The sequence below is a fragment of the Nocardia beijingensis NBRC 16342 genome (assembly GCF_001612785.1).
GTDB lineage: Bacteria > Actinomycetota > Actinomycetes > Mycobacteriales > Mycobacteriaceae > Nocardia > Nocardia beijingensis.
The window spans coordinates 12943-27131 of the sequence record NZ_BDBC01000063.1; the positions used below are offsets into that span (position 1 = coordinate 12943).

At 69.2% G+C, this 14189-nt stretch carries 15 protein-coding genes; 2 read left to right on the forward strand and 13 right to left on the reverse strand.

The window, feature by feature from the left end; genetic code table 11:
* Positions 1-31: 31 nt before the first annotated feature.
* Positions 32-238 carry a DUF5988 family protein gene (locus NB3_RS29440; protein ID WP_067809822.1) on the forward strand — a complete coding sequence of 69 codons (207 nt, stop codon included), beginning with the start codon at positions 32-34 and terminating at the stop codon, positions 236-238.
* 145 nt (positions 239-383) lie between these two features.
* Here the strand turns inward: NB3_RS29440 and NB3_RS29445 are convergent, their stop codons facing one another.
* The 3 genes from NB3_RS29445 to NB3_RS29455 form a co-directional block, all read right to left on the reverse strand.
* Positions 384-1136, reverse strand: coding sequence for a YebC/PmpR family DNA-binding transcriptional regulator (locus NB3_RS29445; protein WP_067809823.1), 753 nt, complete (start codon positions 1134-1136; stop codon positions 384-386).
* 118 nt (positions 1137-1254) lie between these two features.
* Positions 1255-1911, reverse strand: a complete 657-nt coding sequence (pdxT, locus tag NB3_RS29450; protein ID WP_067809825.1) for a pyridoxal 5'-phosphate synthase glutaminase subunit PdxT — start codon at positions 1909-1911, stop codon at positions 1255-1257.
* Positions 1912-1966: 55 nt separating this feature from the next.
* Positions 1967-2788 carry an acyl-CoA thioesterase gene (locus tag NB3_RS29455; RefSeq protein ID WP_067809826.1) on the reverse strand — a complete coding sequence of 274 codons (822 nt, stop codon included), beginning with the start codon at positions 2786-2788 and terminating at the stop codon, positions 1967-1969.
* Positions 2789-2894: 106 nt separating this feature from the next.
* On the opposite strand from NB3_RS29455, the gene NB3_RS29460 reads away from it, so the two are divergent.
* Entirely contained in the window at positions 2895-3521 is a 627-nt protein-coding gene (locus NB3_RS29460; protein WP_067809828.1) for a nucleoside/nucleotide kinase family protein, read from the forward strand.
* A gap of 129 nt (positions 3522-3650) precedes the next feature.
* Here the strand turns inward: NB3_RS29460 and NB3_RS29465 are convergent, their stop codons facing one another.
* The 10 genes from NB3_RS29465 to thrS form a co-directional block, all read right to left on the reverse strand.
* Positions 3651-4385 (reverse strand): SDR family oxidoreductase, encoded by a 735-nt coding sequence (locus tag NB3_RS29465; protein WP_067809830.1) that lies wholly within the window; start codon positions 4383-4385, stop codon positions 3651-3653.
* A 141-nt stretch (positions 4386-4526) separates the two neighbouring features.
* Positions 4527-5024: a WKL family lipoprotein gene (locus NB3_RS29470; protein ID WP_067809832.1), complete on the reverse strand. Its 498-nt coding sequence runs from the start codon at positions 5022-5024 to the stop codon at positions 4527-4529.
* Between the two features lie 162 nt (positions 5025-5186).
* On the reverse strand, positions 5187-6071 hold the full coding sequence (locus NB3_RS29475; protein ID WP_067809833.1) for a LysR family transcriptional regulator: 885 nt from the start codon (positions 6069-6071) through the stop codon (positions 5187-5189).
* Between the two features lie 24 nt (positions 6072-6095).
* Positions 6096-6998 (reverse strand): pyridoxal 5'-phosphate synthase lyase subunit PdxS, encoded by a 903-nt coding sequence (gene pdxS / locus NB3_RS29480; protein WP_067809835.1) that lies wholly within the window; start codon positions 6996-6998, stop codon positions 6096-6098.
* A 435-nt stretch (positions 6999-7433) separates the two neighbouring features.
* On the reverse strand, positions 7434-8477 hold the full coding sequence (locus NB3_RS29485; protein WP_067809905.1) for an NUDIX hydrolase: 1044 nt from the start codon (positions 8475-8477) through the stop codon (positions 7434-7436).
* Positions 8477-9601: a glycosyltransferase family 4 protein gene (locus NB3_RS29490; protein ID WP_067809836.1), complete on the reverse strand. Its 1125-nt coding sequence runs from the start codon at positions 9599-9601 to the stop codon at positions 8477-8479. Before NB3_RS29490 ends, NB3_RS29485 begins: the two co-directional genes overlap by 1 nt.
* Positions 9598-10566 (reverse strand): phosphatidylinositol mannoside acyltransferase, encoded by a 969-nt coding sequence (locus NB3_RS29495; protein WP_067809838.1) that lies wholly within the window; start codon positions 10564-10566, stop codon positions 9598-9600. The genes NB3_RS29490 and NB3_RS29495 overlap by 4 nt, the downstream gene beginning before the upstream one ends.
* Before the next feature lie 88 nt (positions 10567-10654).
* Complete coding sequence (pgsA, locus tag NB3_RS29500) at positions 10655-11350, reverse strand: phosphatidylinositol phosphate synthase (RefSeq protein WP_067809840.1); 696 nt, start codon at positions 11348-11350, stop codon at positions 10655-10657.
* Between the two features lie 23 nt (positions 11351-11373).
* Entirely contained in the window at positions 11374-11973 is a 600-nt protein-coding gene (locus NB3_RS29505) for an ATP adenylyltransferase (protein WP_067809841.1), read from the reverse strand.
* The gene (thrS, locus tag NB3_RS29510) at positions 11970-14033 is read right to left on the reverse strand and encodes a threonine--tRNA ligase (protein WP_067809842.1); all 2064 of its coding nucleotides are present in this window, start codon (positions 14031-14033) and stop codon (positions 11970-11972) included. The genes NB3_RS29505 and thrS overlap by 4 nt, the downstream gene beginning before the upstream one ends.
* Between the last annotated feature and the right edge of the window lie 156 nt (positions 14034-14189).

A 14189-nucleotide genomic window follows, 5' to 3' on the forward strand; every position in this document is an offset into this window, starting at 1 on the left:
ATCAGGGCGTTCGCGCTTCTACCATCCGAGGATGAGCAAAGGCGCAAAAGCAGTCCTCGAAGGCGGGCCGCAAGATCTGCCCGCGCGCATCGTCCCGATCACCCCGCCGGGGGTGGAATTGAAGGTGCCGTTCCGCGGTGGATACGAGCACTTCAAGGTCACCCAGCGGGAACAGGACACGCCCGAAGGGCGGCTGCGGGTATACGAATGGTGCGATCGCACCATGATCGCGGAGTGAATCCGGCCCCACCTTCCCGGCGGCGGTGAAGCGCCGACCGGACGGTGGCGGCGCGATCGCCGAGCTACTCGGGGCGGCCCGTGCATTGACCGGCCGCCCCGATTCCGCGCACCACCACCCCGCGGGGCCGAGCGCGATTGATCGCTCAGTCCTCGAGCTCGGCGAGCACGTCGTCCGGGATGTCGACGTTGGTGTAGACGTTCTGCACGTCGTCGCTGTCCTCGAGCGCGTCGACGAGCTTGATCACCTTGCGGGCGCCGTCGACGTCCACCGCGACCGACACCGACGGCTGGAAGCCGGACTCGGCGGAGTCGTAGTCGATGCCCGCGCTCTGCAGCGCGGTGCGCACCGCGATCAGATCGCCCGGCTCGCTGATGATCTCGAACGACTCACCGAGATCGTTGACCTCCTCGGCGCCGGCGTCGAGCACGGCGAGCAACACGTCGTCCTCGGACAGGCCGTTCTTCTCCAGGGTGACGATGCCCTTGCGATGGAACAGGTAGGCCACCGAGCCCGGGTCGGCCATGTTGCCGCCGTTGCGCGTCATCGCGACCCTGACCTCGCCCGCGGCCCGGTTACGATTGTCGGTGAGGCACTCGATCAGCACCGCGACACCGTTGGGGCCGTAACCCTCGTACATGATCGTCTGCCAGTCGGCGCCGCCGGCTTCCTCGCCGCCGCCGCGCTTGCGGGCGCGTTCGATGTTGTCGTTGGGTACCGACGACTTCTTCGCCTTCTGGATGGCGTCGTACAAGGTCGGGTTGCCATCCGGGTCACCGCCACCGGTCCGGGCCGCCACCTCGATGTTCTTGATCAACTTCGCGAACAGCTTGCCGCGCTTCGCGTCGATCGCAGCCTTCTTGTGCTTGGTGGTGGCCCATTTGGAGTGGCCGCTCATTCCCTACTTCCTTCAGGTCGGTGGCACGTCTGGTCGTGTGTACGGTACCGGCACGGCCGGGCGGACAACTTCCCCAGCCTACTCGGGCCGTCACCGCGGCCGTGCAGAGCGGCCCCGACTACGCGGCGGCCGAGCGGACCATCTCCACGAACATGTCGTGCACCCGCAGATCACCGGTGACCTCGGGATGGAACGACGTCGCCAGCACGTTCCCCTGCCGCACCGCGACGATCCGGCCCGCGGCGGGACCGTCCGGCACGGTGGCCAGCACGTCGACGCCCTCGCCTGCCCGCTCGACCCACGGCGCGCGAATGAACACCGCGCGCACCGGGCCGCCGGTCAGCCCGGCGAACGGCAGGTCGGTTTCGAAGGAGTCGACCTGGCGGCCGAACGCGTTGCGCCGCACCGTCATATCGATGCCGGACAGATGCTCGGCGTCCGGGCGGGTGTCGAGCACCTCCGAGGCGAGCAGGATCATGCCCGCACAGGAACCGAACGCGGGCATGCCGTCGCGCAGCCGCGCGCGCAGCGGCTCCAGCAATTCGAAGACCTGCAGCAGCTTGCTGATCGCGGTCGACTCGCCGCCGGGCAGCACGAGCGCGTCCACGGTCGCCAGCTCCGCCTCGCGCCGGACCAGCACCGGCTCGGCGCCGCAGCGCGCGAGCGCGGCGACGTGCTCCCGGACGTCGCCTTGCAACGCGAGCACGCCGATCGTGGGACGGGACTGCTTCTGTCCGGCGTCCGCGGCGGGTGCGGCGACCGAGGTAGCGTTCACGCCGGAAAGTTTACGAGCCCTGCCGATGTGGGCCCGCTCACGGTCGCCCGCCGGATCAGTCTTCCCGCAGTGTACGAATGAGGCCTTCTTGCACCACGGCCGCGACGAGCGTGCCGTCGCGGGTGAAGATCTTGCCGCCGGTCAGTCCACGGCCGAAAGCGGCCGACGGCGAAGACTGGTCGTAGAGCAGCCATTCGTCGGCGCGGAAGGGACGCAGAAACCACATCGCGTGGTCGAGCGAGGCGTTCTGGGTCGGCTCGTCGGGATGGATGACCTTCGAGGAACCGAGCAGCGTCATATCGCTCATGTAGGCGAGGGTGCACACGTGCACCAGGGGGTCGTCGGGCAGCAGGTGCCGGTAGCGGAACCACACCTGCTGCTGGGAGACCACGCCGTCGCGGCGGGAGACGTTCTCCTGCGGGACCATGCGGATGTCCCAGTGCTCCCACTCCCGCATCGCCCACAGGCGTTCGGGGGACATCGTGGTGCTGGCGTCGGGCAGGTCGTCGGGCATCGGGACGTCGGGCATGACGTCCTGGTGCTCGGGGCCCTCGTCGCCGACGTGGAACGACGCCGACATGGTGAAGATCGCGGCGCCGTCCTGGATGCCGGTCACCCGCCTGGTGCAGAACGATCGCCCGTCCCGGATGCGTTCTACCTGGTAGACCGTCGGCTCCTGCGGATTGCCCGGACGCAGGAAGTACCCGTGCAGCGAGTGCACCTGGAATCGCGGTTCCACCGTCCGGACCGCGGACACGAGCGCCTGGCCGGCAACCTGGCCGCCGAACGTGCGCTGCAGCTGGGTCTTGGTGGACGCGCCACGGAAGATGTCCCGCTCCAGCCGCTCTATCTCCAGCGCCTCTTCGATTGTCGCCATGCGCTGAGATTATCCCGGCCGCTCCCCGCGGCGCCGCTCGGCCGCCGGTGAACACCCCGCAACGCCCATGCCGCACCGGCAGGCCCGCTTTTGCTGAGATGGACGGGTGCCGCGCTTCCAGCCCATCACGCCCGACGCTCTCGTCGAGCGGGTGATCCAGCCCGTGCTGACCACGACTTCGCACATGGTGATCGCCGTCGACGGGGCGGATGCCGCCCAGCCGGTGGCGTTCGCGGAGCGGATCGCGGAGGCGCTGCGCGACGCGGGCCGCTCGGCCGGCGTGGTCTCCCTGCACGACTATGTGCGGCCCGCCTCGCTGCGCATGGAGTTCGGGCGCACCGACGAGATGTCCTATCGCACCGCGTGGTTCGACTACGCCGCGCTGCGCCGGGAAGTGGTGGACGCGCTGCGCGAGCACGGCCGCTGGCTGCCCGCGCTGTGGGACGAAGCGGCCGACCGCTCCGCGCGCGCCTTGATCCGCACGGCGCCACCCGCGACCACCATCGTGGTGGCGGGTCCCATGCTCGCGGGCCGCCACATCGACGCCGACCTGAGCCTCCGGCTGGACCTCTCCGAGGCCGCGCTCCGCCGCCGCACCCCCACCGACGCGCAGTGGACCATTCCCGCCCTGTTGCGCCACGATGGCGAGAATCCCGCTACACCAACATTCTTCGTGCGTTGGGACCACCCGGACCGCCCGGCGCTCCGGGTCGGCGAGGAGCGGGCGAACTGAGTTCCGCCCGTCCTTGCTGATTTTCCGGCCGCCAGTTGCCGGACGCTCTCGCTTTCTCATGTTTTGATGCGCATGGTCGCGTACCCATATGTGATCGCCGCGGCCCCGCTCCGCGCCGCTGCCCGGCGATCAGACCAGCCGATGCCCGCCGTCCACGTGCAGGACCGTGCCGGTGATGAAGGGATTGCGCATCACGCCCAGCATCGCCTGCGCGATGTCCGAAGGGCGCCCGATGCGGCCGACGGGCAGTCGTGCGGCGAGCTGCTGATGACGTTCGGTTTTGGCGGGCCCCGCGATGGTGTCCCAGATCGGCGTATCGACCCACCCCGGCGAGACCACGTTGACGCGGACCGGGCCGAGTTCGATGGCCAGCGCGTAGGCCAGCGAGGCGAGGGCGCCGTTGACCGCCGCCACCACGGCGCCACCCGGGGCGGGCCGATAAGCCGCGACGCCGGAAGTGAACGTCAGCGAGCCGCCGGGGACCACCTGGGCGTGTTTGGCGAGCAGCAGGGGGCCGATCAGTTTGGCGGAGACGAGGTTTTGAGCGATATCGGCGTCGAACCGGTCCAGCTGCTGATAGGCGCCGGTGACGTCGGCGGCGGTGGTGACGACATGATCGACCGGTTCGGATCCGGCGAACAAGCGCTCGAGGTCGGCTTCGCGGGTGATGTCCGCGACGACCGAGCGCACCGTGCCCGGCCCCTCGGACAAGGTGCGCTCCGCCGCGGCGAGCCGTTCGGCGGAACGGCCCGCGATGGTCACCTGTGCACCTGTTGCGATCAGCGACTCCGCCAGCGCCAGCCCCATGCCGGAGCTGCCGCCCACGATGACGACGCGTTCGGGTGTTGTGCTGCTTGCTGTCATGACTCCACCCGACCATCGCGATGGCCGGGTGTCCATGTCGCACTGCCGAATACGCCTTAGGCTCGGGCTAACACCGCAGGCCGGCTGCCGCTTCGGCCGCACGGCCCGCGGAGCCTTCGCCGGTCACGACCAAGCGACCGTTCAGGCGGCGCAGGCCGGGGATTGCTGGTTCAGGTTGGCCAGCGCCTGGCAGGCCCAGGCCTTCTGGACCTTCCACTTGCCGTCTTCGAGGACGAACGGAACGTCGACCTGGTTCGGCTGCCCGTTGATGGTGAACGTGGCCTGGGCGGTGACAGTGTCACCGAAGGCCGTCACACCCGTGACCACCGCCGTGGCGTTGGCCTGCTGAAACGCCTGGGCCAAGCGGTTGGGCAGGCTCGGATCGGCCTGGATGCCCTGTACGAGGTCGAGCTTCTCCTCGTTCGGCACCGAGGGGTCGAGCGCGCGCTGCAAGTTGGCGTTGAGCTCTTCTTTGGTGGGCGGGGCTGGTACGTTCGCGGTCGCCGACGCGGCGGCGGTGGTGGTGTGGCTGGAACTGTGCGAATCGCTCTTGTCGTCGCTGCCGCATGCGGCCAAGCTCAGGGCGGCCACCAGGGCCAGGCCCGCCGCTGCGATACGTCCGGTCTCGAGAAGCTTCAACTGTTCGTCCTTTGCACTCGGATCGATCCGACTGTGGTGGGGCACGATGTGGCCGGTCGGCCATCGAATGGCGAAGCTACTGAGCGTGATTGTGAGAACCATGAGACGACCTTCTGGCCGCCGTAAGAAGTGAACCTAGCATCGGAAGCGACCCCGGCGGGCTCATTCCGGCGACAGTTCGGCCGTCAGTGCCGCCAGCAGCGCCGCGACGGCCGGTTCGCGTACCGTCGCGCGCCATGCGATCGCATAGGTCACCAGCAAGGGCGCGTCGATTAACGGCCGCCAAACCAGACCGGGCAGTCCGTTCGCGCGCGACGAACTGAGCCCGATCGCGTCGGGACGGGACGGCAATACCGCCAGCATCTGGGCATGCCCCATGGCGCTGTCGCTGAGCCGTACCGCGGCGCCGTGGTCCGCGAGTGTGCGCAACAGCGATTCGTGCAGTCCCGCCGCTGATTCCCGCGCGAACAAGATCAATTCTTGCCCGCTCAGCTCGGTGGGGTCCAGCGGCCCGGCGCCGGCGAGCGGGTGCCGCTGCGACATCACGACGCCGAGCTCCTCGCGGGCCACCGGACGTTGCGCGAAGCGGTTGGGCAGGTCCACCGGGGCGCGGACCAACGCGAGATCGACTTCGTCGTCATCGAGAAAACGCACCTGATCGGCGGTGGTCCCGCCGGTGAGCACCATCCGCGCGCCCGGCAGCGCCTCGGCGAGCAGGCTGCCGATGCGGACGGGCAGCCAGGGCGGGACGCCGTTCAACAGCCCGAGGCGCAACACCGGGGCGCCAGCGGCGGCAGCGCGCCTGGTCTCGCGCATCGCCTCGTCCATCGCGCGCAGCACGTTCCGGCCGGAACGCAGCAGTACCGCGCCCGCGGCCGTCAGCTCCACCTGCGGCTCCCGCACCAGCAGGGGACCGCCGAGCTCCCGTTCCAGCACCTTGATCTGCTGACTGAGCGTCGGCGTCGAGATGAACAATCGCTCCGCGGCCCGGCGGAAGTGCAATTCCTCCGCCAGAACCACGAAGTACCGCAGCTGCCGCAACTCCACGCGGCAGACGCTACCGGCCGGAGATCACCACCCGCGCTCGGCCAGGCGATGCGGCTGGGCGATCTCCTCGACGTTGATGCCCACCATGGCCTCACCCAGACCGCGCGACACCTTCGCCAGCACATCCGGGTCGTCGTAGAAGGTGGTGGCCTTGACGATGGCGGCGGCGCGCTGCGCCGGGTTGCCGGACTTGAAGATGCCCGACCCCACGAACACGCCCTCGGCCCCGAGCTGCATCATCATCGCGGCGTCGGCCGGAGTGGCGATGCCGCCCGCGGTGAACAGCACCACAGGCAACTTGCCGGTCTCGGCGATCTCACGGACCAGCTCGTAGGGCGCCTGCAGCTCCTTGGCCGCGACGAACAGCTCGTCCTCCGGCAGCGACGACAACCGGCGGATCTCCTGGCGGATCTGGCGCATGTGCGTGGTCGCGTTGGACACGTCACCGGTGCCCGCCTCGCCCTTGGACCGGATCATGGCAGCGCCCTCGGTGATCCGGCGCAGCGCCTCGCCGAGGTTGGTCGCGCCGCAGACGAACGGCACCGTGAAGTTCCACTTGTCGATGTGGTTGGCGTAATCGGCGGGCGTGAGCACCTCGGACTCATCGATGTAGTCGACACCGAGGCTCTGCAGGATCTGCGCCTCCACGAAGTGGCCGATGCGGGCCTTCGCCATGACCGGGATGGAGACCGCGTTGATGATGCCGTCGATCATGTCCGGGTCGCTCATCCGGGAGACACCGCCCTGGGCACGAATGTCGGCGGGGACGCGCTCCAGCGCCATCACCGCGACCGCACCGGCGTCCTCGGCGATCTTGGCCTGCTCGGGCGTGACGACGTCCATGATCACCCCACCCTTGAGCATCTCGGCCATGCCGCGCTTCACGCGGGCGGTACCGACGGTCTGGGTGGTCTCGGGGGTGGTCACAGCAAACTCCTCCAGGCATCGCGCCAATCGATCACTCACACTCGAACGCCACGATTCTAAGGGGCCACAAAAGGCCACTTGATAGCCAGTTGGAGTGCACTGGCCTGGTGCGATCTCGGCGATGATGCCCTACGCCGCGAAGGCTCGACCGCCCTGCCGTTCCAGCGCCGCGCCGGGCGCCCGGTCACAGCGGGCCGACCACCAGCAATTGCGCCCAGTACTCCGCGGCCGCGGGACCGATCAGCGGCAACAGGAAATCGAACAGCAGGTACGACATGAACCAACTACCTCCACGACCGAACACCGAACAGCACCGCCGACGGCGGGACCGCGACACCGGAATACATGCGTCCCTGTCCGCAGTACCCTCCGGCGCCCTGGATCATCGCGACGGTAGCACGATCGTGAAGCACATCACACTCGTTCCGTGGCCGGTCAGCGGATGGAGCGGACCTCAGGATCGCCGGTCCCCGATGCCGCCGCTGCCGCTTCGGCCAGCAGCTCGTCCAGGTGATACGGGTAGACGGTCTCGCCGGAACGGTCCAGTGCGACGATGTCGGCCGCGGTACACCATTTGTGTCCGGTGATGGAGCGGCGTTCGATCACCGTCCGGTTCGCCGCGTGCGGTTCGAATTCCCGCGCTCGCAGCGCGAAGAACAGTTCCTCGGAACGGATCAGCTCACCGTCGAACGGGAACACCGCGACCCGCCGCCAGATCGGACCACGCAGGTCGGCCGGGTCCGCGCGGTATCCCGTCTCTTCGTACAGTTCCCTGACCGCCGCCGCCCGCAGGCTCTCCCCCGGCTCGACGCCGCCGCCGACGGTGAACCAGAACGACACCTCGGGCGTCTTCGGATCGTTGCCACGCATCAGCAGGGTCCGGTCGTTCTCGTCGAACAGCACGACCCGTGCGGTGGTGCGGATGGTGTCCACCGCGAGGCCGGTGGACGCGGCGGGGGTCGCGCGCTCGGTGATCTCGAAGTAGGACGGCAAGGGAGCGGTACCCCCGAGATGCAGCAGGCGGACCGGGCGGCGTGTGCGCAACGCCAGCGTGTCGCGCACGGCGTCGTTGTGGAAGCGGCGGGCGATCAGCACCCTGGCCTCGGCGTCGGCCAGCTCGGCGACGAGCTGCGGGCGCAGCGTGCCGATGTCGACCGCCGACAGCGCCGTGGACAACCGGTTCTCCACCGTCTCCCGCTCGGCGCGGCCCGCGCGCTCGGCCCGGTCCGCCAGCGCCGCCAGTTGTGCGGCCTGCTCCGCCATGGCCGGATCGGACACCGGACCCGCGATCGCCATGGCGACCGACCTGGCCACCACCGCGCGCCGCGCCAGCGCCGCGTCGAGCGCCTGCCAGGACTGGTCGGAGCGCACGTGCAGCCGGTCGAGCCGGTTGGCGGTGGAATACGCCCACAAGCCGATCGCGACGACCACCGCGGCGATCAGCGCGAGGACGAGAACCGTGGTCGCGGAGAAGGTGATCATCCGGCCGCCCGCACTCTCGTGTCGCCCACGGTCACCGTCTCGTAGACGCGCAGGATCTGTTCGGCCACCACCGGCCAGTCGTACTCCCCCACGACCTGCGTCGCGGTCCGCACCAGAGCCTCTCTGCGCACGTCGTCGGTGAGCACGGTGTGCAGCGCGGCGGCCAGGGCCGCGGAGTCGCCGACCGGGACCAGCATGCCCGCCGAGCCGTCCCGCAGCACCCGGCGGAAGGCGTCCAGTTCACTGGCCACGACCGCGGTGCCCGCCGCCATCGCCTCGATCAGGATGATGCCGAAGCTCTCGCCGCCCAGGTTGGGCGCGACATACACGTCCGCGCTCCGCATCGCCGAGGCCTTCTCCTCGTCGGACACCTGCCCGAGGAAGCGCAGATGCCCGGCCAGCTCGCCGGCTTCCCGGCGCAACCGGTCCTCCTCGCCACGGCCGACGATCAGGATCTCGACGCCGGGATGCTTGCGCACCAACTCGGGCAGCGCGCCCAGCAGCACCTGCATGCCCTTGCGCGGCTCGTCGTAGCGACCGAGGAACAGCACCGTCCCGCCGGGCCGCGGATAGCCGGGCAGCATCGGGGCGCGGGCGAACGCGGGGACGTCCACGCCGTTGGGAATCTCGACCGCGTCCGAGCCGAGCGCCTCGACCTGCCAGCGGCGCGCGAGCTCCGACACCGCGATACGACCGAGGATCTTCTCGTGATAGGGCCGCAGCACTCCCTGAAATGTACTGAGCACCAGCGATTTCGTCGTGGAGGTGTGGAAGGTCGCCACGATCGCGCCCTCGGCGATCTTCAGCGCGAGCATGGACAGGCTCGGCGCGTTCGGCTCGTGGATGTGCAGCACGTCGAAGTCGTTGCCTTCGATCCACCGGCGAATCCTGGTGTAGGCCATGGGCCCGAACGACAGTCGCGCCACCGACCCGTTGTACGGGATGGCCACGGCGCGCCCCGCCGACACCACGAATTCCGGCAGCGGGGTGCCCTCCGAGGCGGGCGCAAGGACGCTCACCTTGTGCCCGCGTTCGATGAACACCCGCGCCAGTTCGACCACATGGGCCTGCACCCCACCGGGGACATCGAACGAATAGGGGCAGACCATGCCGATCTTCATGGCGATACGTCTCCCTGTTCGGCCTTGATGCTCGCCTGCGCGGCGCCGATTCTGGCACGCCGCTGCGGCGAGAGATCGCTCTCCCACAATGGTTGCAGCATGTGCCAATCCGCGGGGTGCTCGGCGATATTCGCCGCGAAACGGTCGGCGAGTGCTTGGGTGGCCGCGGCCACGCCACCGGAAACGTCCAGCGGCGCCTCGGTTTTCAGTCCCCAGTTCTCGCGGCCGTCGGCGTCGGCCTCGAACCACGCGTGCACCGGCAGCAACGCCGCGCCGGTCTCGATGGCGAGTTTCGCCGCGCCCGCCGGCATCCAGGTGCGCTCACCGAAGAAGTCCACGGGCACACCCTTGCCGGTGAGGTCGCGTTCGCCCATCAGGCACACGATCTTGTTCTGCCGCAGGCGCTCCGCCAACCGGCCGAACGGCGGCTGCTCGCCGCCGGTCAACGGGAACACCTCGAAGCCGAGGCTCTCCCGGTAGGCGACGAACCGCTCGAACAACGATTCCGGCTTCAGCCGCTCGGCGACGGTGGTGAAGCCGCCGTAGTGCTGCACCAGCCAGACGCCCGCCATGTCCCAGTTGCCGGAGTGCGGCAGCACCAAGATCACGCCCCGGCCGTCCGCGAGCGCGGCATCCAGGTGCTCGAGCCCGCCGACGTAATAGTCGATCGCGGTGTGGTCCATCGCGGGCAGCCGGAACGCCTCCCGCCAGTACCGCGCGTACGAGCGCATGCTGGCCGTGATCAGTTCGTCGGGCACGTCGGCGGGGAGGACGCCGAGCACGCGCGCCAGATTGCGCCGCAACTGGTCCGGCGCGCCGCCCGCGTGGAATTCCCGGTTGGCACGGCGGGCGATCCGGTCGGCGCCCCATTCGAACAGCCGCCGTGCCGTCAGCTCCGGCAGCGCGCGCACCACCCGCCAGCCCGCCGCGTACCCGGCGGCGCCGAGTTGTTCCCCGATCGTCATTCCCGCCCCCGAGCCGCTGGTCCGCCGGTGATCGTCGCGAATACCCGGGCGCCACCGTCGATCGGTTCGCGCCCGGCACCGAGTGAGGTCACGACGGAAGTCCCGAGGTGTCGGCGCTGCCGGCGCCGGGTCGCCGCACCTGTCCGGCCGGCATCACGGTGCGCGCCCCGGGCGAGTTGCGCACGGCCAGTACCCGCTGCACCACCGTGACGATGCTGAGCACGGCGAGAATCCACATGGCCACGTGCACGGCGTAGGTGAGCCAGTCGATGCCCCAGTAGCCGCCGATGCCGGTGAATCCGGCTCCGACCAGCACGATGATCAGCCGGTCCGGTCGCTCGATGATGCCGCCGTCCGCGGAAAGGCCGCTGGCCTCGGCGCGCGCCTTGGCATAGGAGATCACCTGCGAGGTCACCAGGACGACGAGCGTCGCGGCGAATAACGGCCTGTGCTGCTCGTGGAACACCGCCCACCAGGCCAGCCCGCCGAAGATGGCGCCGTCGGCCAGCCGGTCACAGGTGGCGTCCAGCACCGCGCCGTATTTCGTGCCGCCGCCGCGCGCCCTCGCCATCGCCCCGTCGAGCATGTCGAACATGACGAACAACCAGATCACCATGGTTCCCCAGAACAGGTGTCCGGTCGGGAACAGCGTGACCGCGGCGAGGATCGAGGCGGTGGTGCCGATCAGCGTCATGCTGTCCGGCGTCAGTCCGGTGGCCACGAGCGCGCGGCCGAGCGGAGCCGTCGCCTTGGCGAACGTCTCGCGGCCGAAGAAACTCAGCACGTCCGATCCGCCCGGTCGCTCATCTACGCCTCCTTCCAGGCCGCCGACAGCAGCGCCCTGGTCTCCCGCAGCAGTTGCGGCATCACCTTCGCCCCGCCGATGACCGTGATGAAGTTCGCGTCGCCACCCCAGCGCGGGACGATGTGCTGGTGCAGGTGGTCGGCCAGCGAGCCGCCGGCCACCCCGCCGAGATTCAGCCCCACGTTGAAGCCGTGCGGCCGGGACACCTTCTTCATCACCCGGATCGCCTGCTGCGTGAACGCCATCAGCTCGGCGCTCTCCGCCTCGGTGAGATCCTCCAGGTTGGCCACCTTGCGGTACGGCACCACCATCATGTGGCCCGGGTTGTACGGGTACAGGTTCAGCACCGCGTACACCAACTCGCCCCTGGCGACGACCAATCCGTCCTCATCCGACATCTTCGGGATGTCGGTGAAGGGGTGGCCCGTCGAATCCTTGGGTCCCGTGGCCGCCTCGGCGATGTAGGACATGCGGTACGGCGTCCACAGGCGCAGCAGCCGATCCGGTTCCCCTGCGCCGGTGTCCACGATGCTGCCCGGATCGGCCGAGGCCGCGGTCCCGTCCAGATCCGCGAGCCCCTCCGGCACCGTCCGCTCGGTCATGCCCCACCCTTGTTCGCTGCTCGGATCTCGAAACCATCGGCCGTCGGCGAAGCGTTCTCCCGACGGGCGATCCACTCCACGACGGTGGCCACCGCGTCGTCGACCGGCACGCCGTTGACCTGGGTGCCGTCGCGGAAGCGGAAGCTCACGGCGGTCGCGTTCACGTCGCGCTCACCGGCCAGCAGCATGAACGGCACCTTCTGGGCGGTGTTGTTGAAGATCTTCTTCTGCATCCGGTCGTCGCTGCGGTCCACCTGCGCGCGGACGCCCTCGTCGCGCAACCGCTCGATCACCCGGTCCAGATGCGGCGCGAACGCCTCCGCGACCGGGATGCCGACGACCTGCACCGGCGACAACCAGGCCGGGAACGCGCCCGCGTAGTGCTCGGTGAGCACACCGAAGAAGCGCTCGATCGAGCCGAACAGCGCGCGGTGGATCATGACCGGGCGCTTCTTGGTCCCGTCGGAGGCGGTGTACTCCAGTTCGAACAGTTCGGGCTCGAAGAAGTCGAGCTGAATGGTCGACATCTGCCAGTTGCGGCCAAGCGCGTCCTTGGCCTGCACCGAGATCTTGGGGCCGTAGAAGGCGGCCCCGCCCGGATCCGGGACCAGCTGCAAGCCGGAGGCCTCCGCCACCCGAGCCAGGGTCGCGGTGGCCTCATCCCAGACCTCGTCCGAGCCGACGTACTTCTTCGGGTCCTTGGTGGACAGCTCGAGGTAGAAGTCGTCCAGGCCGTAGTCCTTCAGCAGGTCGAGCACGAACCGCAGGATGCTGGTCAGCTCCTCGGTCACCTGCTCCTGGGTGCAGTAGATGTGCGAATCGTCCTGGGTCATGCCGCGCACCCTGGTCAGACCGTGCACCACACCGGACTTCTCGTAGCGGTAGACGGAGCCGAATTCGAACAGCCGCAGCGGCAGCTCCCGGTACGACCGGCCACGGGACCGGAAGATCAGGTTGTGCATCGGGCAGTTCATCGGCTTGACGTAGTAGTCCTGGCCGGGCTTGCGGACGGTCCCGTCCTCGTTGAGCTCCGCGTCCAGGTGCATGGGCGGGAACATGCCGTCGGCGTACCAGTCGAGGTGCTTGGAGACCTCGAACAGGTGTCCCTTGGTGATGTGCGGAGTGTTGACGAACTCGTAGCCCGCGTCGACGTGCCGCTGCCGGGAGTAGTCCTCCAGTTCCTTGCGGATGATGCCGCCCTTGGGGTGGAACACCGGAAGACCGGAACCGAGCTCGTCGGGGAAGCTGAACAGGTCCAGCTCCAGGCCGAGCTTGCGGTGGTCGCGCCGCTCCGCTTCGGCGAGCAGGTGCAGGTGCTCGTCGAGCGCCTCCTGCGACTCCCACGCGGTGCCGTAGATGCGCTGCAGGTCCTCGCGGCTCTGATCACCGCGCCAGTAGGCCGCCGAGCTGCGGGTCAGTTTGAACGCCGGGATGAACTTGGTGGTCGGGATGTGCGGGCCGCGGCACAGATCGCCCCAGATCTTCTCGCCGGTGCGCGGATCCAGGTTGTCGTAGATGGTCAGCTCTTTGCCGCCGACTTCCATGACCTCCGGGTCATCGATGCCGGACTTGTCGCTGATCAGCTCCAGTTTGAACGGCTCACCGGCCAGTTCGACCCTGGCCTCGTCGACCTCGACCACCCGGCGGGAGAACCGCTGCGCGCCCTTGACGATCTTCTTCATCCGGGACTCCAGCTTGGCCAGGTCCTCCGGGGTGAACGGCCGCTCGACACGGAAGTCGTAGTAGAACCCGTCCTTGATGTAGGGGCCGATGCCCAGCTTGGCCCCGGGGAATTCCTGCTGCACCGCCTGGGCGAGCACATGCGCGGCGGAGTGCCGGATGACGTTGCGGCCGTCGGGGGTGTTCGCCGCGACCGGCTCCACCTCGACGTCCTCGTCCGGGGTCCAGGACAGGTCCTTGAGCTCGCCGTCCACCCGGACGACGACGACGGTGTCCGGCCCCTTCGTCGGCAGTCCCGCCTCGCGCACCGCGGCGCCCGCCGTCGTCCCGGCCGGCACCCGGACGAGGGCGACTGGGCTGATGGCGGCTGAGGTGGTCACGGCTGCGCTCTCCTTGGCGTTTCGTGTGCGGGCGGGCCCCGCTGGATGGTGGCCGATCGCGATGTTGGTCCGGCGCGACCATGCTACTGTCCCGCCGCTTCGGCCCGTCCCTCCGGGTTTTGCGCCGTAGCGGCCGGGTGGCGTCCGGGTTCCCGG